Origin of the sequence: Streptomyces sp. NPDC057682, from assembly GCF_042799575.1 — a bacterium.
GTDB lineage: Bacteria > Actinomycetota > Actinomycetes > Streptomycetales > Streptomycetaceae > Streptomyces.
In genome coordinates, this window is record NZ_JBHVIN010000003.1 from 389,562 (window position 1) to 413,016 (window position 23,455).

At 73.9% G+C, this 23,455-nt stretch carries 21 protein-coding genes; 13 read left to right on the top strand and 8 right to left on the bottom strand.

Translation table 11 applies throughout. The annotated features are described in order from the left end of the window. Positions 1–79 precede the first annotated feature (79 nt). On the bottom strand, positions 80–1,063 hold the full coding sequence (locus tag ACFVDM_RS06940; RefSeq protein WP_383634210.1) for a GDP-L-fucose synthase family protein: 984 nt from the start codon (positions 1,061–1,063) through the stop codon (positions 80–82). A 112-nt stretch (positions 1,064–1,175) separates the two neighbouring features. Here ACFVDM_RS06940 and gmd point away from each other — a divergent pair, with 112 nt between their 5' ends. The 5 genes from gmd to ACFVDM_RS06965 are packed head-to-tail and all read left to right on the top strand — an operon-like array spanning position 1,176 to position 8,737. Continuing rightward, positions 1,176–2,189 carry a GDP-mannose 4,6-dehydratase gene (gene gmd, locus ACFVDM_RS06945; protein WP_383634212.1) on the top strand — a complete coding sequence of 338 codons (1,014 nt, stop codon included), beginning with the start codon at positions 1,176–1,178 and terminating at the stop codon, positions 2,187–2,189. Further along, the gene (locus ACFVDM_RS06950; protein ID WP_383634214.1) at positions 2,186–4,966 is read left to right on the top strand and encodes a DNRLRE domain-containing protein; all 2,781 of its coding nucleotides are present in this window, start codon (positions 2,186–2,188) and stop codon (positions 4,964–4,966) included. The genes gmd and ACFVDM_RS06950 overlap by 4 nt, the downstream gene beginning before the upstream one ends. Further along, positions 4,963–7,218, top strand: a complete 2,256-nt coding sequence (locus ACFVDM_RS06955) for a LamG-like jellyroll fold domain-containing protein (protein WP_383634216.1) — start codon at positions 4,963–4,965, stop codon at positions 7,216–7,218. Before ACFVDM_RS06950 ends, ACFVDM_RS06955 begins: the two co-directional genes overlap by 4 nt. Next, on the top strand, positions 7,215–7,913 hold the full coding sequence (locus ACFVDM_RS06960) for a hypothetical protein (RefSeq protein WP_383634218.1): 699 nt from the start codon (positions 7,215–7,217) through the stop codon (positions 7,911–7,913). Before ACFVDM_RS06955 ends, ACFVDM_RS06960 begins: the two co-directional genes overlap by 4 nt. Continuing rightward, complete coding sequence (locus ACFVDM_RS06965; protein WP_383634220.1) at positions 7,910–8,737, top strand: glycosyltransferase family 2 protein; 828 nt, start codon at positions 7,910–7,912, stop codon at positions 8,735–8,737. Before ACFVDM_RS06960 ends, ACFVDM_RS06965 begins: the two co-directional genes overlap by 4 nt. Here ACFVDM_RS06965 and ACFVDM_RS06970 read toward each other — a convergent pair. Continuing rightward, positions 8,726–9,898 (bottom strand): glycosyltransferase, encoded by a 1,173-nt coding sequence (locus tag ACFVDM_RS06970; RefSeq protein ID WP_383634222.1) that lies wholly within the window; start codon positions 9,896–9,898, stop codon positions 8,726–8,728. The two genes, ACFVDM_RS06965 and ACFVDM_RS06970, sit on opposite strands and share 12 nt — an antisense overlap. Before the next feature lie 105 nt (positions 9,899–10,003). On the opposite strand from ACFVDM_RS06970, the gene ACFVDM_RS06975 reads away from it, so the two are divergent. Beyond that, complete coding sequence (locus ACFVDM_RS06975) at positions 10,004–11,518, top strand: hypothetical protein (RefSeq protein WP_383634224.1); 1,515 nt, start codon at positions 10,004–10,006, stop codon at positions 11,516–11,518. Here the strand turns inward: ACFVDM_RS06975 and ACFVDM_RS06980 are convergent. From ACFVDM_RS06980 to ACFVDM_RS06990, 3 genes are read right to left on the bottom strand one after another with little or no spacing between them, the layout of a single operon-like run. Then, positions 11,487–12,731, bottom strand: coding sequence for a hypothetical protein (locus ACFVDM_RS06980; protein WP_383634225.1), 1,245 nt, complete (start codon positions 12,729–12,731; stop codon positions 11,487–11,489). The two genes, ACFVDM_RS06975 and ACFVDM_RS06980, sit on opposite strands and share 32 nt — an antisense overlap. Further along, the gene (locus ACFVDM_RS06985) at positions 12,728–14,452 is read right to left on the bottom strand and encodes a lipopolysaccharide biosynthesis protein (protein ID WP_383634227.1); all 1,725 of its coding nucleotides are present in this window, start codon (positions 14,450–14,452) and stop codon (positions 12,728–12,730) included. Before ACFVDM_RS06985 ends, ACFVDM_RS06980 begins: the two co-directional genes overlap by 4 nt. Continuing rightward, complete coding sequence (locus tag ACFVDM_RS06990; protein ID WP_383634229.1) at positions 14,449–15,711, bottom strand: glycosyltransferase; 1,263 nt, start codon at positions 15,709–15,711, stop codon at positions 14,449–14,451. The genes ACFVDM_RS06985 and ACFVDM_RS06990 overlap by 4 nt, the downstream gene beginning before the upstream one ends. Positions 15,712–15,927: 216 nt before the next feature. Between ACFVDM_RS06990 and ACFVDM_RS06995 the strand changes: the two genes are divergently transcribed. Beyond that, a complete protein-coding gene (locus ACFVDM_RS06995; protein WP_383634231.1) occupies positions 15,928–16,374 on the top strand; it encodes an adenylyltransferase/cytidyltransferase family protein in 447 nt (148 codons plus the stop codon). On the opposite strand, the gene ACFVDM_RS07000 is transcribed toward ACFVDM_RS06995, so the two are convergent. Then, on the bottom strand, positions 16,343–17,083 hold the full coding sequence (locus ACFVDM_RS07000; protein ID WP_383634233.1) for a CDP-alcohol phosphatidyltransferase family protein: 741 nt from the start codon (positions 17,081–17,083) through the stop codon (positions 16,343–16,345). The two genes, ACFVDM_RS06995 and ACFVDM_RS07000, sit on opposite strands and share 32 nt — an antisense overlap. A gap of 156 nt (positions 17,084–17,239) precedes the next feature. Next, the gene (locus tag ACFVDM_RS07005) at positions 17,240–17,932 is read right to left on the bottom strand and encodes a ribonuclease H (RefSeq protein WP_383634235.1); all 693 of its coding nucleotides are present in this window, start codon (positions 17,930–17,932) and stop codon (positions 17,240–17,242) included. 187 nt (positions 17,933–18,119) lie between these two features. Between ACFVDM_RS07005 and ACFVDM_RS07010 the strand changes: the two genes are divergently transcribed. The 3 genes from ACFVDM_RS07010 to ACFVDM_RS07020 all read left to right on the top strand — a co-directional run bounded on the left by ACFVDM_RS07010 (position 18,120) and on the right by ACFVDM_RS07020 (position 19,696). Further along, entirely contained in the window at positions 18,120–18,302 is a 183-nt protein-coding gene (locus tag ACFVDM_RS07010) for a DUF6381 family protein (RefSeq protein ID WP_383634237.1), read from the top strand. A gap of 136 nt (positions 18,303–18,438) precedes the next feature. Next, the gene (locus ACFVDM_RS07015; RefSeq protein WP_383634239.1) at positions 18,439–19,173 is read left to right on the top strand and encodes an SDR family NAD(P)-dependent oxidoreductase; all 735 of its coding nucleotides are present in this window, start codon (positions 18,439–18,441) and stop codon (positions 19,171–19,173) included. A 4-nt stretch (positions 19,174–19,177) separates the two neighbouring features. Next, positions 19,178–19,696 carry a hypothetical protein gene (locus ACFVDM_RS07020; RefSeq protein ID WP_383634241.1) on the top strand — a complete coding sequence of 173 codons (519 nt, stop codon included), beginning with the start codon at positions 19,178–19,180 and terminating at the stop codon, positions 19,694–19,696. A 57-nt stretch (positions 19,697–19,753) separates the two neighbouring features. On the opposite strand, the gene ACFVDM_RS07025 is transcribed toward ACFVDM_RS07020, so the two are convergent. Beyond that, positions 19,754–20,626 (bottom strand): UbiA family prenyltransferase, encoded by an 873-nt coding sequence (locus ACFVDM_RS07025; RefSeq protein WP_383634243.1) that lies wholly within the window; start codon positions 20,624–20,626, stop codon positions 19,754–19,756. Positions 20,627–20,744: 118 nt separating this feature from the next. On the opposite strand from ACFVDM_RS07025, the gene ACFVDM_RS07030 reads away from it, so the two are divergent. The 3 genes from ACFVDM_RS07030 to ACFVDM_RS07040 are packed head-to-tail and all read left to right on the top strand — an operon-like array spanning position 20,745 to position 23,351. Then, positions 20,745–21,800 carry a type III polyketide synthase gene (locus tag ACFVDM_RS07030; protein WP_383634245.1) on the top strand — a complete coding sequence of 352 codons (1,056 nt, stop codon included), beginning with the start codon at positions 20,745–20,747 and terminating at the stop codon, positions 21,798–21,800. A gap of 13 nt (positions 21,801–21,813) precedes the next feature. Next, complete coding sequence (locus ACFVDM_RS07035) at positions 21,814–22,341, top strand: isoprenylcysteine carboxyl methyltransferase family protein (protein ID WP_383634247.1); 528 nt, start codon at positions 21,814–21,816, stop codon at positions 22,339–22,341. Beyond that, positions 22,338–23,351, top strand: coding sequence for an NAD(P)/FAD-dependent oxidoreductase (locus ACFVDM_RS07040; RefSeq protein WP_383634249.1), 1,014 nt, complete (start codon positions 22,338–22,340; stop codon positions 23,349–23,351). The genes ACFVDM_RS07035 and ACFVDM_RS07040 overlap by 4 nt, the downstream gene beginning before the upstream one ends. Positions 23,352–23,455 lie beyond the last annotated feature (104 nt).

Sequence of the window (23,455 nt, forward strand, 5' to 3'; positions counted from 1 at the left end):
GGGAACGGGAACGGGCCGGACGGACCGCCGCGCGGTGGCGGCGGTCCGTCCGGCGGGGGCGCCGGGCGGGCGGCACGGGTCAGCGCGGGGCGCCGCGCTCCTCCAGCCAGCCGGCGTAGGTGCGGGCGATGCCCTCGCGCAGCGGCACGCGGGGGGCGAAGCCGAGGGAGGTGAGCCGGGAGACGTCCAGGAGTTTGCGCGGGGTGCCGTCCGGCTTCTCCGTGTCCCAGCGCACGGCGCCCCGGTAGCCGGTCACCTCGGCGACGGTTCCGGCGAGTTCACGGATCGTCAGGTCCTCGCCGGTGCCTATGTTGACCGGTTCCTCCGCGTCGTAGCGCTCCAGCAGCAGGACGCAGGCGGCGGCCAGGTCGTCGACGTGGAGGAATTCGCGCCGGGGGTTTCCGGAGCCCCACAGCACCACCTCCGGCGCACCGTCCCGCTCCGCCTCGTGGAAGCGGCGGATCAGCGCGGGCAGGACGTGCGAGCTCTCCAGGTCGAAGTTGTCGCCGGGTCCGTAGAGATTGGTCGGCATGGCGCTGATGTACGAGGCGCCGTACTGCCTCCGGTAGGACCGGGTCTGCACGATGCCGGCGATCTTCGCGAGGGCGTACGCCTCGTTGGTCGGCTCCAGCGGGCCGGTGAGCAGGGCGCTCTCGGGGATGGGCTGGGGGGCGAGCCGGGGGTAGATGCAGGACGAGCCGAGGAAGAGCAGCCGCGGGATCCCGGCGGCGTGCGCCCCGGCGATCACGCTCAGCTGGATGCGGAGGTTGTCCTCCAGGAACTGCACCGGATACGTGCTGTTGGCCATGATCCCGCCGACGCGGGCGGCGGCGAGCACCACGGCGTCGGGGCGGGTGTCGCGGAGGAAGGCAGCGGTGCGCTCGGCGTCGCGCAGATCGAGCGTCTCGCGCCCCCGGGTGAGGACGTCGTGGCCGTCGGCGGTGAGGCGGCGCACCAGCGCCGAGCCCACCAGGCCCCGGTGGCCGGCGACGAACACCCGGGCGCCCGGACGTAGCAGGGACGGAACGGATTCCTGGGAGGGGCCGGGGAGATCAGTCGTCATGGCCCGGATTCTGCCAGCACCGTTCCGATGTCGTGACGTTTTGCAACAGAACGCTCAAGTCTTGACATTTCGGTGACCGATCGCCGTTCCGGCGACCACAGAAGGGGGACACATGGGGAAGACCGCGCTCATCACCGGTGTGACCGGGCAGGACGGTTCGTACCTGTCGGAACTGCTGCTGCAGAAGGGCTACACGGTCCACGGGCTGATCCGCCGCTCGTCGAGCTTCAACACCGAGCGGATCGACCACATCTACCAGGGGCCCGAGGAGGAGCACCGCTCCTTCGTGCTGCACCACGCCGATCTCGCGGACGGGGTGGCGCTGGTCAACCTGCTGCGCGACATCCGGCCGGACGAGGTCTACAACCTGGGCGCGCAGTCGCATGTGCGGGTCTCCTTCGACGCCCCCCTGTACACGGGCGACGTCACGGGGCTCGGCACGATCCGGCTGCTGGAGGCCGTGCGGGCCAGCGGCGTGGAGACCCGGATCTACCAGGCGTCGTCCTCGGAGATGTTCGGCGCCAGCCCGCCGCCGCAGAACGAGCGCACCCCGTTCCACCCGCGCAGCCCGTACAGCGTCGCCAAGGTCTACTCGTACTGGGCGACGGTCAACTACCGCGAGGCGTACGGGATGTTCGCGGTCAACGGGATCCTCTTCAACCACGAGTCGCCCCGGCGCGGCGAGACCTTCGTGACCCGGAAGATCACCCGGGGGGTGGCCCGGATCAAGGCGGGTCTGCAGAGCCATCTGCACCTGGGCAACCTGGACGCGGTGCGCGACTGGGGGTACGCGCCGGAGTACGTCGACGCGATGTGGCGGATGCTCCAGTGCGACACCCCGGACGACTACGTGGTGGCGACCGGGGAGGGCGTCAGCGTCCGGGAGTTCCTGGAGTACGCCTTCGAGCACGCCGGTCTCGACTGGCGCGAGCACGTCCTGTACGACGCCAAGTACGAGCGGCCCAGCGAGGTCGACGCGCTGATCGGGGACGCCTCCAAGGCCGCGGAGCTGCTGGGCTGGAAGCCGGCCGTGCGGGCCCGGGAGCTGGCCCGGATCATGGTCGACGCCGATGTCCGGCAGCTGGCCGACCAGTTGACGGGCGCGGCCGTGCGGGTGGACCGGTGAGACCGTGGGGGCGGTCCCGGCGCTGCGGGGTGGTCGCCACCGTCCTGGCCCTGGCGGCGGGCGTGCTGACGGCCTCGGCCGCCACCGCTCCCCCGGCCGCCGCGCTCACTCCCCCGGTCGCGTTCACCGCCGACGACCTGCCGACCTACCAGACCAACGGCATTGTCTGGACCCTGGCGGAGGCCGACGGGGTGGTCTACGCGGGCGGCACCTTCACCCGGGTGCGCCCGGCGGGTTCGGCCCCGGCCGAGGGCACACCGGCGGTGAACTTCGCCGCGTTCGACGCCGCCACCGGCGCGCCCACGGGCTGTTCGCTCTCCTTCACCCGGACCTCCGGCACCGCGACGGTCCGCGCGCTCGCCGTCTCGCCGGACCGGTCGACCCTCTACGCGGGCGGTTACTTCAACGCGGTGAACGGGACGGCGGTCAACGGTCTGGCGGCGATCGACACCGCGACGTGCGCCCCGCGTCCCGGATTCGCGCCGGGCTTCGGGGCGACCGTGCGGGCGCTGGACGTGTCGGCGAACGGCACGGTGTACGCGGGCGGTGACTTCCAGACCGTGAACGGGACCGGCCGCCGGTTCTTCGCGGCCGTGACGCCGTCCGGCGCGCTGACCGCGTGGAATCCGAACGCCGACGACCCCGGCCGGGCCCTGAAGGTCACCCCGGACGGACGCCATGTGCTGATCGGCGGGGACTTCTTCACCGTGGGCGGGACGGCCTCGCACGCGCTCGCGGTGACCGGCGCGGACACGGGCGCGGTGGCCCGGGCGTACCCGGACAACTTCATCCCCGCGTCGGCGGTGATCAAGGACATCGTCACGGACTCCGCCTCCGGGGGGTGGTACGCGGCGGGCGAGGGCGCGGGCGGCGCCTCGTTCGACGGCCGGCTGGCGATGGACCTGACCGGCTTCGGCCAGCGCTGGCGGGACACCTGCCAGGGCGCCACCCAGGCGCTGCGGGTGTATCAGGGGGTCCTCTACGCGGGCAGCCACGTCCACGACTGCTCGACCATGGGCGGCTTCCCCAACCAGGTCCGCAAGCACCTGACCGCGCAGAAGGTGGACGATCCGGCGATGCTCGGCTGGTGGCCGGACACCAATGACGGCATCGGCGAGCCGGTGGGGCCGCGCGCGCTGACCGTCGCCTCGCGGGGCGGGCGGGACTTCCTCTGGGTGGGCGGCGAGTTCACCACTGTCAACGGGGCGGCGCAGCAGTCGCTGACCCGGTTCGCCACCTCCCCGGACACGGGGGCGCCCTCGGTGCCGGTGGTCAGCGTGTCGGCGCCGCGCGCCGGGCAGGTGCGGGTGAGCTGGCGCGCGAGTCTGGATCTGGACGACAGCCTGCTCACCTACCGGGTGTACCGCGACGGCGGGTCCACGCCGGTGTACACCACGACCGCCTCGTCCCTCTTCTACAGCCGGCCCCAGCTCACCTTCACGGACGGCGACGTGGTGACCGGGCGTACCTACACGTACCGGATCACCGCGAGCGACGGCCGTACCACCAGCGCGCTCTCCCCGGGGGCCTCCGTCACCGCGGCCGGTGCGGCGAGTCCGTACGCGGCGCGGGTGCTGGCCGACGGGGCGGAGCTGTACTGGCGGTACGACGAGGCGGGCGGCTCCTTCGCGGCGGACGCCTCGGACGGCGGCGACGGTGGCGTGTACATGAACGGGCCCGGGTACCGCTCGGTCCCGTCCGCCGTGGCCGGCTCGGCCGCCCTGGCCCTCGACGGCACCGACCAGTACGTGTACAGCGACCGGTTGCACCACTACACCTCGCCGTCGCCGTACTCCATCGAGACCTGGTTCCGCACGGCGACCACCCGGGGCGGGCGGCTGGTCGGATACGGCAACAACATCGGGACCGCGCAGGGCCACACCAGCTCCATCTCCGACAAGATCCTCTATCTGACCGACACCGGGCGTCTGGCCTTCGGGGTGCAGACCGGCAGCACCGCCAGCCGTCCGACGCTCACCTCGGCGGCCTCGTACAACGACGACGTCTGGCACCACGCCGTGGCCACCCAGGGGCCGGCCGGGATGCGGCTGTACGTGGACGGGGTGCAGGTCGCCGCGAACACCACCGCTGGGAACCGCTCGTACAACGGCTACTGGCGGGTGGGCGGGGACGCCATGTCCGCGGCCTGGCCGAACCGCCCGACGAGCGGCTACTTCGCCGGGCGGATCGACGAGACCGCGCTCTACCCGACGGCGCTGAGCGCGGAGCAGGTGGCCGCGCACCACGCGCTGGCGGACACTCCGACGGGCCCCGGGGAGACCACGGTCACGCTGACGCCGGCCGAGGACGCCTATGTGAACGGCGTCGCCCCGAACACCACGTACGACGACAACCAGCTCGCCTCCCGGGGCAGCACGCCGTACCTCGGCTATCTGCGCTTCGCGCTCCCGTCGGCACCGGCCGGGCAGCGGCTCACCTCCGCCCGGCTCACCTTCCGCACCTCCTCCGATCCGACGGCCGGCTCGACCGAACCCCACACCCTCGTGCCGGTGACCGGCGCGTGGAGCGAGTCGACCGTCACCTACAACACCCGGCCGTCGCTCGCCGCGACGGTGCTGGGGACCATCTCCGGCGCGACCGCCGTCTCCACGGACTACTCGGTGGAACTGGACGCGCCGGCCCTGGGCGGGGCCCTGGGCTCCGCCTACTCACTCGCCCTCACCGGAAGCGGAACGGACAGTCTGCGCATCTGGTCGGGCGAGATCGCCACCGCGGCCTGGCGGCCGCAGCTCGTTCTCACCTTCGGAGCTGAATGATGAACCCCACCACGGGGCACGGACGGGGACGCGGCCGGCTGCGGGCCGCAGCCGCCGCGCTCTGTCTGCTCGCCAGCGCGCTGAGCGCCGCCGCCTCGGGATCCCCGGCATCGGCGCTCACCCCGCCGGTCTCCCTCACCGCCGACGATCTGTCCACCTGGCAGACCAACGGCATCGTCTGGTCCATGGCCGCCTCCGCCGACGGCACGGTCTACGCGGGCGGCACCTTCTCCACCGTCCGGCCGCCCGGCGCGGCGGCGGGCACCTCGGAACAGCCCGCGGTCAACTTCGCCGCCTTCGACGCGGCGACGGGCGCCCCGACCGGATGCAGCCTGTCCTTCACCCTTTCCTCGGGAACCGCGACGGTGCGGTCGCTGGTGCTCTCGCCGGACGGCTCCACGCTGTACGCGGGCGGCCAGTTCGGGTCCGTGAACGGTGTCGGCGTCAGCAATATCGCCGCCGTCGACACGGCCACCTGCACGCCCCGGCAGGACTTCAAGGTCGCGGTGTCGGCGACCGTGCGGGCGCTCGCGGTCACCGACGACACGGTGTACCTCGGCGGCGACTTCAACAGCGTCGCCGGGCAGACCCGGAACAAGTTCGCCGCGGTGACCACGGACGCTCAGCTCAAGCCGTTCACCGCGAACACCGACGAGGTCGGCCGGGCCGTCGAGCTGACGCCGGACGGGCAGCATCTGGTGATCGGCGGGGACTTCTTCACCGTCAACGGGACGAACTCGCACGCGCTGGCCGTGGTGGACGCCACCACGGGCGCCGTGACCAGGAGCTATCCCGGGTTCATCCCGAACACCTCGACGGTGCAGGACCTCACCTCGGACGCCACCCAGTTCTACACCGCCAACGAGGGCACCGGCGGCGGGGTGTTCGACGGCCGGATCGCGCTCGACCTCGGCACCTTCGACCAGGTGTGGCGCGACACCTGCCTGGGCGCGACCCAGGCGATCCTGGTCCACGCGGGGGTGCTGTACAGCGGGAGCCACGCCCACGACTGCGCGTCCATGGGCGAGTTCCCCGACCAGCCGCGCAAGCATCTGCTGGCCCAGGCGGTGAACGACCCGAAGCTGCTGCCCTGGTTCCCGGACACCAACGACGGGATCGGCGAGCCCGTCGGACCCCGGGTGATGGCGCAGACGGACAAGGGCGGACACCACTACCTGTGGGTGGGCGGCGAGTTCACCACCGTCAACGGGTCGGCTCAGCAGGGGCTGACCCGGTTCGCCGACGGCCCGGACACGGGCGCGCCGTGGGTTCCCAACGTCAGCGCCTCCACCGTCCGCCCGGGTCAGGTGGACGTGAACTGGCAGACCAGTTTCGACACCGACGACGGGGATCTCACGTACCGGATCTACAAGGACGGGGCGAGCACACCCGTGCACACCGTGACCGCGTCCTCGGTCTTCTGGGACCGCCCCCAGCTGACGTGGACGGACCTGGACGTGGCGGCGGGCGAGACCCATACCTACCGGATCAGCGCGAGCGACGGCACCAACACCAGCGCCAAGTCACCGGCGGCCACGGCGGTGGTGGCCTGGGGCCCGGAGCCGTATCCGACCCGGGTGATCGCCGACGGGGCCTCGTTGTACTGGCGTTACGACGAGGGCGTCTCGACGTTCGCCGCCGACTCCTCCGGGAATCTGGACAACGGGTTCCTGCGCAATGCCCCGGCCTACCGGCAGACGCCGGCCGCGGTGCCCGGCCCGTCCACCGCGATCGGCTTCAACGGCACGGACGAGTACGCCTACAGCAACCGGCGGCACGCCCAGCCCACCGCGTTCACGCTGGAGACGTGGATCAGGACGACGACCGTCCGAGGAGGGAAGATCATCGGCTTCGGCAATCTGACCATGGAGAACAGCGGCACGTTCGACAAGCACGTCTACATGCGCAACGACGGACGGCTGATGTTCGGCGTGTACAGCTCGGGCGGCCGCCGTACGGTTGCCACGAGCGCCGCCTACAACGACGGTGCCTGGCACCATGTGGTCGCCACCCAGGGTCCGCAGGGGATGGCCCTCTACGTCGACGGCCAGCTGCGCGCCTCCAACGCCCTGTACACCAACAACCAGGCCTACGCCGGGTACTGGCGGGTCGGCGGGGACAACCTGGCCAACTGGCCGAACCGTCCCACGAGCAACTTCTTCGCCGGGCAGATCGACGAGACGGCGGTCTACCCGACCGCGCTCAGCGCCTCGCAGATCGCCTCCCACTACACGCTGGGGACGGCTGGATGAGATATCCGTTCCCGGCCGGCGCCGCCGTCGTGGTCCTGACGGCGGCGCTGGCCGCCTGCGGCTCCCCGTCCCAGGACGGCGGAGCGGAGAGCACGCCCCGCGCCGCCGCCGCGGCCTCGCCGTCCCCGGCCACGAGCTCGGCGGCCGGGGGCGGGAAGCCGGCCTCCGCGGGTCCGGCCGCCCCCGCCGACACCGGCCCCAAGGTCCCGAGCGACGAACTGACCCCGGCCACCGGCTCGTTCACCAAGAAGCAGAAGGAGTACCTGGTCGACCGGGTGCCCAAGGGCATGGACCCGGCGGCAGTGCTCCAGACCGGGCAGGAGACCTGCGACCGGCTCACCTATCTGGTCAAGGCCGACCCGGACGTGGCCGTCGGCGCGATCGTCACCGGAGAGATCGCGAACGCGGAGCCGGCCGTGGCGCATCTGTGCACCGGACACCAGGACCTGGTGGACCGGGCCGCCGGGGGCTACGCCGACGGCACGTACGAGGGCCGGGCCCTGCGCCCGGGGCGCTACCGCGACGTCAGCCCGACCAAGGCCTGCTCCTGGCAGGTCACCGGGGCCGGCGGCAAGGAGCTGGCCTCCGGATCCTCCACGGACGGCGGACGGAGCACGCTCACGATTCCGGTCTCGGCCCGCACCTTCACCTCCACAGGCTGCTACGCCTGGCTGCCCGCAAAGGACAAGGGATGAGCAAACTGCCGATAGCCGTGGCGATCCCCACGAAGAACGAGGGGCTCAACATCGCCGAGGCGGTGCGGTCGGTCCTCGGCCATTTCGAGGCGGTCGTCGTCGTCGACTCGCACAGCACCGACGACACGGCCAAGATCGCCGCCGAGTGCGGGGCCGAGGTGGTCCTGTACACCTGGGACGGCGGCCATCCCCGCAAGAAGCAGTGGTGCCTGGACCACGTCCGCACGGACCTGGAGTGGATCCTGCTCCTCGACGGGGACGAGCGGCTGAGCCCGGGGCTGCTGGCGGAACTGCGGGAGGTCTTCGCCGATCCGGCCGCGCCGAAGCCCGCCGCGTACGACATCCCGCTCGGGTACTGGTTCTCCGGGAAGCGGCTGCGGCACGGGTACACCATCCGCAAGCGGTCCCTGACCGACCGGACAAGGGCCCGCTATCCGGAGGTGGGGGACCTCGACGCACCGGGCATCGGCGAGGTGGAGGGCCACTACCAGCCGGTCGCCGAGAGCACCGGCACCTTGCGCCATCCGATCGAGCACCAGGACCTGGACCCGGTGACGGCCTGGTTCGAGCGGCACAACCGCTACTCGGACTGGGAGGCGTGGCTGGAGCACCATCCGGACGTCAAGGAGCAGGTGCGCCGGGTCAAGTCCCGGCAGGGGCAGCTGTTCCACAAGGCGCCGTTCAAACCGCTGGTGTCCTTCGCGTACATGTATCTGTACCGGAGGGGCTTCCTCGACGGGCGGGCCGGGTTCGACTTCGCCCTGGCGATGAGCTTCTACCGGTGGCAGATCGCGTTGAAGTCCCGGGAGGGTTCAGCGCGATGAGCCGGCGCGCCTCCGGCGGACCACGTCCTCGTAGGTCCGCCGGAGCGTCCCGGTCACCGCGTCGATGGTGAACTCGTCGTTGACGAGCTTCCAGGCGGCCTGCCCCGCCTCGGCGTTGGCCCGGGGATCCAGGAGTTCGAGGACCGCCCGCGCCACCTTCGCGGCGTTGGCCGCGTCCTCGCCGGGCCGGCTGTCGATGACCCGGCCGGCCCCGGCGCGGGCGACATCGGGGCCCAGTCCGCAGGTGCGGGTGACGACGACGGGCGTGCCCACCGACATCGCCTCCAGGACCGAGACGCCCAGCGGTTCCTCGATCGACGGCAGGACATAGACATCGGCCCGGCGTCCTGCGTCCAGGACCTCCTCGTGGCCGAGCGGTCCGACGTGGTCCAGGGAGCCCAGCACGCCCAGTCTCCCGGCGAGGGCCAGGGTGCCGGGCAAGGCCCCGGTGTCGGGCCCGGCGAGGACGAAGCGCGCGTCGGGGTGCTCGGCCAGCACGGCGGGCATGGCGGCGACGAAGTCATCGGGGCGCTTGCGCTGCTGGATCCGGGCGAGGAAGAGCACCGTGGGCGGGCGGCCGGGATCGCGGGCGGGCTTGAAGTCCTGGGGGCGGACCCCGTTGACCAGCCGGACGGTGCGGGTGAGGGCGACCGGGGCGGCGACCGCGTTCACATCGAGCCGTTCGGCCTCGGTCAGATGGAGCACCGCGTCGGCCCCGCGCAGCACCCGCCGCACGCCGAGCAGGTCGGTGAGCTGGGCGACGCGCTTCTCGGTGGGGTCGACCATGCCGTGGGTCTGGACGACCAGCGGGGTACGGCCGGCCAGGGCCAGGAGGGCGGCGGGCAGGGTCACCAGATCGCGCATCAGATGGACGTGCACGAGGTCGGCGCCGCGCATCATCCGGCGTGCGGCGCGCAGCAGCGGCATCGAGGTGATGCCGCTGACCTCGAACATCGGCAGCAGGTGGCGGGCCTGGAAGAGGTGGACGGGCACGCCCTCGACGTCCGCCGGCAGGGCTTCCTCGAAGCCGTCGCCGAGCGCCATGATCCGGGCGTCGTCCCCTGCGGCGCGCTGCACCTTGGAGAGGTTCAGCGCGACCCTGGTCGGGCCGCCGAAGGCGTGGTCCGGAGTGTGCAGTGTGACGATGTGCAGGATCTTCACCGGGGTCCCCCTCGCCCTCGTCCGACTGTTCACAGACTAGTCATCACATCACCCCAAGTGGGTTGATTCGTTAAGGTGTTGGCAGGTTCACGGAACGGGGGGCAGATGACGTCCGTGCACGGGGCGATCCCGTCCGCGCCCGCCGGGCGGGGCGGTCCGCGTCCCCCGGTGGAGCCGGTGGGCAGGCCGCTGTCCTGGGCGATGCTGTCCCGGGCGCTGGCCGTGCCGCTGATCCTGGGGCTGGTCTGCTTCCTGCCCGCGCTGATCGCCGCCCAGCCCGGCACGGGCGTCCGGGACACGGCGTACTGGCTCCAGCTCGTTCTGACGTGCTACGCGGGCGCCCGGCTGGCGACGATGATCCTGTCCACCCGGCGGCGGCTGCTCCAGGGCGTGTTCTGGATGTTCGTGTACATCGCGCTGGGGGTGGCGCCGTTCGCGCAGGCGGTGATCGGGCAGACCCCGACGCCGGTGGTGGGGCCGCGCGCCGATCTGGTCATGGCGATCGCGCTGATCCTGGTGGGGTGCGCCGCCTTCGACCTGGGGGCGCTGCTGGCGTCCCGGCGACCGCTGCGGCGGCGCGCGGCGGTGCGGGCCGGGCGCGGCCCGGCGGTCGCGCATCCGGTGCGGCTGCGGCTGCTGATCGCGCTGGCGTTCGCGGCGAGCGGCTACTACGTGCTGAAGCTGGGCGGTCCAGCGGTGTTCTTCACCAGCCGTCAGGAGATCAGCGCCTCGGTCGCGGAGAGCGGGGTGGCGTCGTCCCAGTCCAATGTGGGATCGGCGTTCCTGAAGGGGTTCGGCACGGTGCCGGCGCTGCTGGCGCTGCTGTTCTGCACCCGCCGGCTGGTGACCTCGCGCCGGGCCCGTCGCTCGCCGGCGGCGGTGCTGGTGTGGTGCGCGCTGGCGGCGCTCAATCTGGTGGTGAACAACCCGGTTTCCAACGCCCGTTACTGGTTCCTGACGGTGCTGGTCTCGCTGCTGTTCACGGCCTTCCCGAGCAGTGCGGCGATGTACCGCTCGGTGCTGGCCATGGGCGTGATCGGGGCGCTGGTGCTGTTCCCGTACGCGGACCGGTTCCGGTACGACGACGAGGGGTACCGCCCGGTGCAGTCCTCGTCGGTGTTCGAGCCGCTGGCGACGAAGGACTACGACCAGACGGTGATGTTCGCCAACACCATCTCCTGGGTGGACACCCGGGGCCACACCTACGGCCGTCAGCTCGCGGGCTCGGCGCTGTTCTTCGTGCCGCGCTCGGTGTGGAGCGGCAAGCCGGAGGACACCGGGGTGCGCGTCGGCCAGTGGATGGGGATGAACATGACCAACCTCTCGGCGCCGCTGTGGACGGAGCTGTGGGTGGACTTCGGGGCGCCGGGGCTGGTCGGGGGGCTCGCGCTGGTGGGGTACGCGGCCGCGCGCACCGACCGCCGGTACGCGCGCGCGGTCATGCGGGACGGTCCGGGGCCCGGCAGTGTGCTGGCGATCGTGGCGCCGCTGGTAGCCGGCTACACCTTCATCCTGCTGCGCGGCCCGCTGCTCCAGGCGGTGGGGAAGCTGGCGATCGGAGCGCTGTGTCTGGCTCTGGTCACGAGTTTCACGGAGCGGAGCCGGCGGCGGACGCGCTGACGGCGGGGCGTTCGGGGGCGCCCCGGCGGGTCAGGCGGGCCACGCGCGTCCAGGTGGCGACGGCCTTGCAGACGGAGCCCAGGCACAGCCCCCAGGCGGCGCCCATGATGCCGCCGGTCAGATAGCCGCCGATGAGGAAGCCGACGGCGGCGAGCGAGAAGACCACCTGGATGGACAGGGTGGTGCGGGGGTCCAGGAGCCGCAGGGCCAGGAGTCCGCAGGTGCCGACGGCCATGGCGGCGTACTGGCTGCCCGTCGCGGGGAGCAGGGCGGAGGCGGCCGGCCAGGTGTCGCCGAGGAGGTGGCGGCCGGCCGAGGAGGGCAGCAGGGCGAGGACGGTCGCCCAGCCGGCGGCGGTGAGCGCCAGGACGGCGGCGAGCGCGGCGGTGGCCCGGACCTGGCGGCGCGGGCCGGCGAGGCGGCCGAGGAGCGGGGGCCCGAAGCCGGTCGCGGAGGTGAAGAGGACGTTCAGCGGTCCGAAGAGGGTGGTGGCGCCGCGCAGCGCACCGACGACCAGGGGGTTGCCGACGGCTCCGAGGCCGAGGACGGAGAGCTGGCTGCTCGCGTTCCCCACGCCGAACTCGACGACGAAGCGGCGGCCGAGGTGGCCCCTGCCCAGCAGCGGGCGCAGGCGCACCGGGGTCCCGGCGGTCCGGTGCCGGAGGAGGGCCAGCGAGAGCAGGAGCGCGGGCAGGGCGGAGAGTCCCCAGACCAGGACGAGCCGGGCGGCGGGAGCGCCGTGCGGCTGGACGGACAGGGCTCCGAGCACGCAGACCAGCCGGAGCGCGTCGGCGGTCAGCGCCAGGTGCTGGGCGTGCAGGGTGGCGAAGGCGTAGCGGGCGGTGTCCTGGCCGAGGACGGCGGGCAGGACGAGTCCGAGGACGGTGAGGGCCGTGGCGGTCTCCCCCGGCAGCAGGGCGCAGACGGCGGCGAGCGTCCCGCCGGCGGCGGCCGCGGCGAGCAGGGTGAACGCGACGGCCGAGCGGCAGGCCCCGCGGGTGGCGGGGTCCTGTCCCCGGTGCAGCACGAGGGGCTGGCCCGTGTAGGCGCCGGAGATCCCGAGGAGCACGGTGAAGACGAGGTAGACGGCGGAGAAGCGGGCGAAGTCGGCGACGGTGGAGAGCCGGGCGGCCACCACGAGGACCAGGATGTTGGTGAGGGCGGTGACCCCCTGGTCGGCGACGGCGCAGAAGACCGCCGTGCGTGCCCTCATCGGCGTCCCGCGGTGCCGCTGTGGTCGCCGCCCGGGTCCAGGGTGCGCAGTCCGAGGGTCTCGGTGGGGTCGCCGGGCGGTCCGCCGCGTCCGGGTCCGTCGGGCCGGGGGTGCGGGCCCTCGTCTCGGGTGCGGTCGGCGGGCCGTGCTCCGGTACGCCGGGCGGCCTTGCGCAGGGCCCGGCGCTCGCGGCGTCCGTGGCCGGGGTGGAGGAGGGTGCCGAGGACGGTGCCACCGGCGGCGGTGATGATCTCGCGGATGCGTTCCAGGTCGCTGCGGTGGACCTCGCGGGCTTCGCAGACGACCACGACGCCCTCGACGCGGTCGATGAGGGCGACGGCGTCCGCGTACGCGAGGACGGGCGGCGCCAGGACGATGACGACGGCTCCGGGCCTGCCGCCCTCGGCGAGGATGACGCCCACCGGTGTGGAGGTCAGGGCGCGGGGGACGTTGTCCGTGCGGCGGCCGGCGATCAGGGTGAAGGCGCCGGAGCCGGGTACGTCGACGTTGCTGCGGCTGTCGGCGGGCCAGCCCCGGCCGCCGGGGGCGACGGCCCAGCTGGGGCGGCCGTTGCGGGCTGCGGCGCCGAGGGCGTCGGCAAGGGTGGGGGTGCGCAGATCGGCCTCGACGAGGAGGACGTCGCGTCCCATCTCGGCGAAGGCGGCGGCCAGGTTGGCGGCGGCGGCGGTCGCCATGGCGTTGTCGCCGCGCGGGGAGGTGACGAGGAGGCGGCGGCGTTCGGCGAAGGAGGGGTCGTAGGCGAGGCGGAAGGCGACAGCCCGGTACTCCTCGGCGAGCCGGCTGCCGCCGCGGCCGATGGCGAGCAGGCTGCCGGGCGTGCTCCGTTCCCTGGGCAGGGTGCCGAGCAGCGGGGCGCCGAGCGAGCGGACGAGTTCGCGGGTGGAGCGGACGGCGGGGTCGAAGACGAGCCGCACCCAGGACAGCAGCAGGCCGAGGGCGAGGCCGACGACGCCGCCGAGGCCGAGCAGCAGCGGGAGTCCCGGGCCGCTGGGGTTCTCGGGGGCCAAGGGCTTCTTGTTGAGATAGCCGGGCGTGGTGTCCAGGGCCCTCAACTCGGAGATCTTCCGGTTGAGTTCGGAGATGGAGACGATGAGGTTGGCCCGCGCGCTGCTGACGTCGTCGCCGGTGGTGCCGGTCTCCTGCTGGGCCAGCCGGTCGCGCTGCTCGGTGAGCGGTCCCAGCTGGACGCGGTAGCCGTCGACCATGTTGTCGATGCTGTCCTCGGTGCGTTCGCGCCGTATCTCCAGATAGGCCTCGGCCAGGGCCTGGGCGCGGGCCCTGGCCTGTTCGGGCGTGCGGCCGGTGTAGGAGAACCGCAGCACGAGGGTGTTGGGCGGATTGGTGACCTGGAGGCCGGAGAGCAGGCTGCGGACCTCCACCCGGTCCCCGCTCCTGGCGAGGGTGGCGACGGCGACGGTGCCCACCACATCGCTGACGGCGGTCTGGCGTTCGGAGCCGATGTTGATGCCCTTGTCGGCCGAGGCCCCCGCGGCGAAGGGGTCGGAGGTGGCGGAGCGCACGGACACCTCACCCGTGGAGGTGTAGGTGTCCTCGCCGCCGAGGGCGAGCCAGCCGCCGCCCAGCAGGCCGACGACGACACCGAGGGCGAGCAGGGACCGGTAGCGCAGCAGTTGGCGGAACTGGTCCCGGAGCAGGGCCGGCTCGTCCTGGTCCTCCAGGGCGCGGATCGGGTGGGTCATCGCGGGCGTCTCCCATCGGCGTCCTGGAGTACCTCGGTGAGCAGTGCGTCGAAGCGGGCCAGTGCGGCCTCGCGGCCCAGGTGGGCCGCGACGTATCCGGGTCCGCGGGCGCCGAGTTCGGCCGCCGCCGCGGGCTCCTCGACGAGTTTGCGGACGGCGGCGAGGACGGCGGCCGGGTCCTCGGGCGCGACGAGGAGCCCGGCGCCGGAGCGCTGCACCTCCTGGGCGGTGCCGCCGCTCTCGGCGACGGAGGCGACGACGGGGCGGCCCGAGACGAAGTAGGAGGTGAGCTTGGAGGGCACGCTCATGTCGAGGACGGAGGCGCGCTGGGTCACGGCGAGCACATCGGCGGCGGCCAGGATGTCGGTGAACTCGTCCGGTCCCGCGGGCGGCAGGAAGTCCAGGTTGGGCAGTCCGGCGGCGCGGGCGCGCAGTTCCTCGCGCTGGTTGCCGTCGCCCATCAGCACGACGCGTATGTCCGGGGCCAGCCGCGCGGCGTCCACCAGGACCTCCAGGCCCTGTTTGAGCCCCATGTTCCCGGAGTGCAGGACCACGGGGGTGTCCTCCCGCCAGCCGAGACGGGTCCTGGTGACGGCACGGTCGGCCGAAGGGGCCTGCACATGGCTCCAGTTGGGGACCACTCGGATGCGTTCGACGGGCACGCCGTAGGCGGTGACCCGGGGGACGAAGCTCTCGTGGATGACGCCGACGAGGGTGGCGGCGGTGAGGGCGTGGCGTTCGGCGCGTGCGGCGAGGGCGGCCGCCCTGCCGCCGCCCCGGATGCCGCTCTGCGCGGCGGCGGCGCCCATGAGGTCCTGGACGACGGGGATGTACGGGACGCCGTGGCGGCGGGCGAGCCGGGCGCCGATGACGCCTCCGGCGAGGCTCGGCAGCTGGGCGATCACCGCGTCGGGCCGCGTCCCGGGCGGGGCGGTCAGCCCGTGGACGAGCACACTGGCCTCGAACAGGGCCCGGCGTAGGGCCGTCTGACGGGACGGCACATAGTGGCGCCGCCGGTGGACGGTGACGCCGCCGCGTTCCTCCCGGGCCCGCCACACGCCCCGGTAGGCGGGATCGGTCCGCCAGGACGGGTAGTGGGGCATGCCGGTGAGGACATGCGTCTCGGCCCCCGCGCCGGCCCAGTGCTCGGCGAGCTGGGCGGCGTACGGGCCGATGCCGGTCACCTCCGGCGCGTAGTTCGTCGAGACCACCAGCAGCCGGCGGCCCTTCCACGGTTCACGGTGCTCTGATTCCGGCATCGGACGATCGCCTTCCCCCCGGAGCCACCTGCGTTCCCCCCAAGGAACGGCCCCCAAAAGTGAGCTTATCCGTTCACGTGATGAGCAAGTGGTCTTCACAGTAAGGTCGTTGCACCATCAACACCGATACCGATATCCCACCGGACCGGAGGTCATGTCCGGAAACCGACCGGTGGGCCGAGGTCATCACGTTCACACCGTGGGGGGAGAGAACGGATGGTGCACAGGGTCGGCTACGCGCCGGGGGTCTACGACCTGTTCCACGTGGGTCACCTCAACATCCTCAGACATGCCCGCAGCCAGTGCGACTACCTGGTCGCGGGGGTCGTCTCGGACGAGATGGCGGCGCTCGCCAAGGGCCACCGGCCGGTGATTCCGCTGCGGGAACGGCTGGAGATCGTGCGCAGCGTGCGGTACGTGGACGCGGCGTTCGTCGAGACGGTCCCGGACAAGGTCGAGACCTGGCAGCAGGTCAGGTTCGACGTGATCTTCAAGGGGGACGACTGGCGCGGTACGGAGAAGGGGCTGCGGCTCGAACGGGACTTCGCCGAGGTCGGCGTCGAGGTCGTCTACTTCCCGTACACCGTGCACACGTCCAGCACCCAGCTGCGCCGGGTGCTGGACGCACTGGTCAGTCCGGACGGAGCGCTCTCAGCTCCCTGAACCACTTGGCGAGGAACGCCACGAGGAACAGCGCGTGCACGGCGGCGAGTACGGCGTATCCGGCACGGAACGCCGTCTCGTCGCCGAGCAGTAGGAAGACCAGGCAGAACACTCCGTAGTCGGCGGGCAGCAGCGCCACGGCGCGCAGCCGGGAGACGGGGGCCGCCGCGGCGGCGGGGGCGGCCGGGGCTGCAGCGGTACGGGCCGCGGCCTTGCCGAGCTGTTCGCGCAGCAGTCCGGCGCAGAAGGTGAGCACGGCGACGAAGAGGAAGCCGAGCGGCAGGAGCAGCCAGCCGTCGCCCTGCAGGGCGAAGAAGCGGTGGAACGCGATCAGGACGACCGTGTGGACCAGGATCATCTTGGCGCAGTCGACGACGTGGTCCAGCCATTCGCCGTCGGGGCCGCCGCGTCCGGTGAGCCGGGCGAGCTGCCCGTCGGCCGAGTCCAGGGCGAATCCGACGGCGAGGGCGGCGTAGACGAGGACGGCGGTCCCCCACCCGGGCCGGGCCAGGGCCACGACCGCGAGTCCGGAGAAGGTGAACAGCGCGCTGGTCAGCGTGACCTGATTGGGCGTCATCCGCAAGTGCCAGGCCGCGGCGGCGAAGATCCGCCCGGCGGGCCGGTTGACGTACCGCGAGTAGAGCGACACCCCCTTGGCGGTCTTCTGCGCCCCGCGCAGCTCACGCAGCACCGTTCCCGTGCTTTCCATACGCCCCCCAGCGTGTCGCGGTCCCGCACAGCTCCGGCGGCGCGGCCCGTGGCCGCCCTCCGCCGGAGCCGCATCATGGCACGCGGACCGGGCCGCGCGGGCGGGATCGGCGCCAGGTGGCCGGGGGACGTCCCCGCCGGGCGGGCCCGCGGGGGCTCAGGCGCCGGCGGTCCGGCACTCCGGGTGGCCCCAGCCGTGGTCGTTCCTGGCGATCGTCTCCTGGGCCGCGTAGGGCTTTCCGCAGTGGCAGCGCCCCGCGTACCGGGCCCGGATGGTGGCCGTCGAGGAGCGGGCGGCGCCGCCGGAGCGCTTCTTCGGCGCGGTGCGGGTCCTGGGCTGCTCGGTGGCGCGGCCCGGGGCGGGCGCGGGCGGTTCGGCGGCGCCCCGGGAGGTGCCCGCCGGGACCTGGGCGACGGCGGCCTCGCTGGCCGCCTGGTCGGCGACGGCGTTCAGCGGGTCTCCGCCGACCTGGTGGGCGGGGACGTAGACGAAGTCGACGGCGCGGCCGGTGAGCAGGGTGTCGATGGCGACCACCAGCTCCCGGTTGGCGACGGGCTTTCCGGCCGATGTCTTCCAGCCGTTGCGCTTCCAGCCGGGCAGCCACTTGGTCACGGCGTTCATCGCGTACTGCGAGTCCATCCGCACTTCGAGCGCCACGGCGGGGTCGACGGATTCCAGCAGTTCCTTCAGGGCGGTCAGCTCGGCGATGTTGTTGGTCGCGGTCCCGAGCGGTCCCGCCTCCCACCGCTGCGGCGTGCCGTCGGCCCCGGCCACCACATAGGCCCAGGCGGCCGGTCCCGGATTTCCCTTCGACGCCCCGTCACACGCGGCGATCATGCGCTCGTTCATGCCCCCGATCATGCCAGCGCCGGACCGGGCCCCGGACCCGGGTGCGCGGCACAACCGGCCTCCGGCGGCCGTCGCGGCCCGTCCGACCTGCCGGTCTCACCGTCCGTAGCGCTTCGCCGTGCGGCCGTCGGGCGCCGCTGCTTCCCTGGGGGGACCCGTTTCGTGCCCACCGTCCGAGGAGTGAACGATGAGCGTTGCAGAAGCGACCGTCTCCGCCGCGCAGCTGCGGGAGACGGCCCGGCACATGGCCGAGGCCGCCGAGCGCACCCGCGACCCGGAGCAGCGGCGCCGGCTCCGGGAGCGGTCCCGGAACCTCCTGGAGCGCAGCGAGCGGGGCACGGACCTGCCGGTGGGCGGGGTCCCCCGGTAGACCGCTCCCCCGCGTACGTCCCGGGGCCGCCGCCCTCCTCCACGGGCGGCGGCCCCGCCCCTGCCCCGGGGTGCCGTCCGCCTACGATGGCCCGGCCGGGTACGCAGGGTCCCCGCGCGTGAGTCCGGGGGTCCTCATGAGCCGTCAGCAGGTCAGCGTCGTCACGGGCGGCAGCCGGGGCATCGGCGCGGCGGTCTGCGTCCGGCTCGCCGCCGACGGCCACGACATCGCCCTGGGCTACCGCTCGGACGCCGACGCGGCCGAGGCGGTCGCCGCCCGGGTCCGGGCGGCCGGGCGGCGATGCGTGGCCGTCCGGGTCGACACGGCCGACGAGGCCGCGGTGGACCTGCTCTTCGACACCGCCGCCTCGGAGCTCGGCCCCGTGACCGCCCTGGTCAACAACGCCGGGATCAGCGGCCCGGTGGGCCCGCTCGCCGACGCCGACGCCGAGGGCCTGCGGCGCGCCCTGGACGTCAACGTCCTCGGCTATCTGCTGTGCGCCCGCCGGGCGGTGCGCGACATGACGCCCACGGGCGGCGGTGCGATCGTCAACCTCTCGTCCGCCGCCGCCACCCTCGGCAGCCCCGGTGAGTACGTCCACTACGCCGCGGCGAAGGCCGCCGTGGACACCCTCACCGTCGGCCTGTCCAAGGAGGCCGCCCCGGCCGGCATCCGCGTCAACGCCGTGGCCCCCGGGATCATCCGCACCGGGTTCCACGCCGATCCGGAGCGCCCCGACAAGGCCGCCGCCGGTATCCCGCTCGGCCGCCCCGGCACCCCCGAGGAGATCGCGAACGCCGTCGCCTGGCTCCTCTCGGCGGACGCCTCGTACACCACGGGCACGGTGCTGCGGGTGGCGGGCGGACGGTGAGCCGATGACGGGCTCCGGGCGCCTGCCGCTGCTCTTCCTCGACGTCGACGGGCCGTTGATCCCGTTCGGCCCGCGCGAGGGCGGTCACCCGGAGTATCCCGGGGGTCCGTGGCCGCCGGGCGGCGGGGACCATCCGCTGCTGGCGCGGATCGACCCGGCGCTGGGGCCCGCGCTGGCGGCGCTGCCCTGCGAGCCCGTGTGGGCGACGACGTGGGAGGACGACGCCAACGCGCTGGTCTCCCCGCGTCTCGGGCTTCCGGAGCTGCCCGTCGTCCACTGGCCGGCGCCGTCGGAGACGGACGAGGCGGACGCGCGGGCCGGACTCCACTGGAAGACACGGGCGCTGGTGGCCCTGGCGGCGGGCCGGTCCTTCGTCTGGGTGGACGACGAGATCACCGGGGCGGACCGGCGGTGGGTGGCCGCGCGGCACGGCGGGCGCGCGCTGCTCCACCGCGTGGGACCGGCCGTGGGACTGACCGCCGGGGATCTGCGGCTGATCGGCGACTGGCTCCGGGCGGTGTGACCGGGCGGACCGTCCGGACGGCGGAGCCGACGCGGTGACCGGGCCGGTTCCGGTCCCTCAGAGCGGGGCCGTCCCGCGCGCCAGGAGGAGGGTGACGTCGGCCGCGGCGAGGAGGGCGGCGACGGCGAGGGGGGCCTTGCGGCGGACGGGGGCGAGGAGGAGACCGGCGAGGGCGGCCGGGGGCGCGAGGGCCAGGGTGAGGGTGCCCCAGGGGCCGGGCGGACCGGGCGGCCCCAGGGCGAGGACCACCGAGGCGGCGAGGAGGGGCAGGGGCAGGAGGAGGGCGGTGGTGCGGGCGCCGAGACGGTGCGGCAGACCGCGTACGCCCTCGCGCAGATCGTCCTCGATGTCGGGCAGGACGTCGCCCAGATGGGCGGCGATGCCGAGGAGCGCGCCCGTGGTGACGGCCCACCAGGCCGGGGCCGGCCGGGCCGGCAGGGTCAGGGCCGCGACGGCGGGCAGGACACCGAAGCCGAGGGCGTAGGGCAGCCAGGACAGGGCGGTGGCCTTGAGCCGCAGGTTGTACGCCCAGGCCGCGGCGACCGCGCCCAGATGCAGCGTTCCGGCGAGGGGGCCGCAGGCCCAGGAGAGCGGGACGCACAGCAGGGCGGCGCAGACGGCCGCCGCCCAGACGGTGCCACGGCCCACCCGGCCGTCGGACACCGGTTTGTCCCGGCGTCCCGCCGCCGCGTCGCGGCGGGCGTCGAAGGCGTCGTTGCACCAGCCGACCGAGAGCTGCCCGCACAGCACGGCGGCGACCAGCAGCGCGGTGCGGACCGCGTCCAGGCCGACGCCCGCGCCGAGGGCGCCGGCGGTGAACGTGACGGCGGCGACCGGGCCGGGGTGGCAGGAGCGCAGGAGCGCCACGGCCCGGCGCGGCGGCCCCGCCGTCGTCGTGGCCCAGGCGTGCGGGGGTTCCGGAGTGCCCATCGGCCGAGCGTAGGCACCGCGCGGCGGCGGGCGTGACAGCCGCACGGGTTGTTTGCGGTGGCGCGTGGGGCGGGCGGGGCAGGGATGGGGCCATGACGTCTTCCCCGCAGGACCCCGGATGACCCGGATCGCCGCCGTGCACGGCACTCTGGCCCCGTACCGCCACACCCAGCGCGAGGTCACCGACATGGTGGCGCGCACCTGTCTGCCGCCGGGCGCCGACCGGCGGGTCCTGGACCGGCTGCACGCGAACGCGCGGGTGCGGACCCGGCACATGGTGCTGCCGCTGGAGCGGTACGCCGGGCTGAAGGGGTTCGGGGACGCCAACGACGTGTTCGTCCGGTCCGCCGTCGATCTGGGCGGTGAGGCGGTGCGCGGGGCACTGCGCACGGCCGGGCTGCGGCCCGGGGACGTGGACCTGCTGATGTTCACCTCGGTCACCGGAGTGGCCGCCCCCTCCGTCGACGCCCGGCTCGTGGGACGGCTCGGGCTGCGCCCGGACGTGAAGCGGCTGCCGGTCTTCGGGCTGGGCTGTGTGGCCGGGGCGGCAGGCGTGGCACGGCTGCACGACCATCTGCTCGGCCGTCCGGACGGCGTCGCGGTGCTGCTCTCGGTGGAGCTGTGCTCGCTGACCTTCCAGCGGGGCGACTGTTCGCCCGCGAACCTGGTGGCGACCGCGTTGTTCGGCGACGGCGCGGCGGCCGTCGTGGCGGTGGGCGAGGGCCGGGCGGCGGGCCGGGGCCCCGAGGTGGTGGCCACCCGGAGCCGGATGTATCCGGACACCGAGCACGTGATGGGCTGGGACGTCCGCAACTCCGGGTTCGGGGTGGTGCTCGATCCGGGGGTCCCGGACGTGGTGCGCCGCTTTCTGGCGGACGACGTACGGGACTTCCTCGCGGAGCACGGGCTGAAGCCGAAGGACGTCGCCCACTGGGTGTGCCATCCCGGCGGGCCCAAGGTGCTGGAGGCCGTCTCCGAGGTGCTGGACCTGCCCGAGGGGGCGCTCGACATCACCTGGCGCTCGCTGGCCGAGGTGGGCAATCTGTCGTCCTCCTCCGTGCTGCACGTCCTGCGGGACACGCTGGAGCGGCGGCGTCCCGAGCCGGGTTCGCCGGGTCTGATGATGGCCATGGGGCCCGGCTTCTGCTGCGAACTGGTGCTGCTGCGCTGGTAGGTCGGAGGGACGGATGATCTGGTACGCCGCGCTGGTGCTGGCCGTGGCGGCCGAACGGCTCGCGGAACTCGCGGTGGCGCTGCGCAACACGCGGTGGGCGCGGGCCCGGGGCGGCACCGAGTCGGGCCGCGGCCACTATCCGGCGATGGTCGCCCTGCACACGGGGCTGCTGGCGGGCTGTCTGGTGGAGACGGGCCTGGCCCACCGCCCGTTCGTCCCGGTGGTGGGCTGGACGATGACCGCGGTGGTCGTGGCGGCGCAGGCGCTGCGCTGGTGGTGCATCGGGACGCTCGGGCACCGGTGGAACACCCGTGTCGTCGTGGTCCCGGGGCTGCCGCTGGTGACGGGCGGGCCGTACCGGCTGCTGCGCCATCCCAACTACGTGGCGGTGGCCGCCGAGGGGCTGGCGCTTCCCCTGGTGCACGGGGCGTGGGTCACGGCGGTGGTGTTCACCGTGCTGAACGGGGCGCTGATGGCGGTGCGGGTGCGGTGCGAGGACGCCGCGCTCGCCGCCGCGTCCGGCGGGGGTGCCGCCGCGTGATCGACGTCCTCGTGGCGGGCGGCGGGCCCGCCGGGCTGGCGGCCGCCGTCCGGGCGGCCGGGCTCGGCCTGGAGGCGGTGGTGGTGGAGCCACGCCCGGTGCCCGTGGACAAGGCGTGCGGCGAGGGCATCATGCCCAGCGGGGTCGCCGCCCTGCGCGCCCTCGGGGTGGAGCCGGCCGGTCATCCGCTGCGCGGCATCCGCTATGTGCGCGGGACCCGGAGCGCGGAGGCGGACTTCACCGGTCCGGCCGGTCTCGGGGTCCGTCGCACCGTCCTGCACACGGCGCTGTACGAGCGGGCCATGGGGCTAGGGGTGCGTGTGGTGCCGGGGAAGGTCACCGGGGTCCACCAGGGTCCGGACCGGGTCACGGCCTGCGGACTGACGGCGCGCTGGCTGATCGCCGCCGACGGGCTGCACTCCCCCGTGCGCCGCGGGCTCGGCCTGGACGGTCCGGTGTCCCCGGTGCGCCGGTACGGACAGCGCCGGCACTTTCGCGTCGCGCCCTGGACCCCGTTCGTGGAGGTCCACTGGTCGGCACGCGGGGAGGCGTACGTGACCCCGCTGGGCGGGGATCTGGTGGGCGTGGCCGTCCTGAGCCAGGAGCGGCGCGCGTACGCGGACCAACTGGCGGACTTCCCGGGGCTGGCCGCCGTGCTGGCGGGCCGGGAGGACGGACCGGTGCGCGGGGCGGGGCCGCTGCGCCGGCGGGCGCGGACGCCGTGGGCGGACCGGGTGCTGCTGGCCGGTGACGCGGCGGGGTACGTCGACGCGCTGACCGGTGAGGGCGTCGCGCTGGCGGTGGCGACGGCGCGCGCGGCGGTGGACGCGGTGGCCGCCGGACGGCCGCAGGACTACCCGGCAGCCTGGGCACGGCTGACCCGGCGTCACCGTGTCCTGACGGCCGTCCTGTTGGCACTGGCCCGGCGTCCGGGAACGGCCCGGCTGGTGGTGCCCGCCGCGCACCGGGCCCCGGCGCTGTTCCGCACGGCGGTCCGGGCGCTCCAGTAGCGGCCACGCGGTGCGGGGCCGGTGACTGCGCACGGGTGGTTTCGGGGGACGTCCGGGTCCGGGGCGCCGGCGGAAGCCCTCCGCGGCGGCCGTGGTCCGCGTAC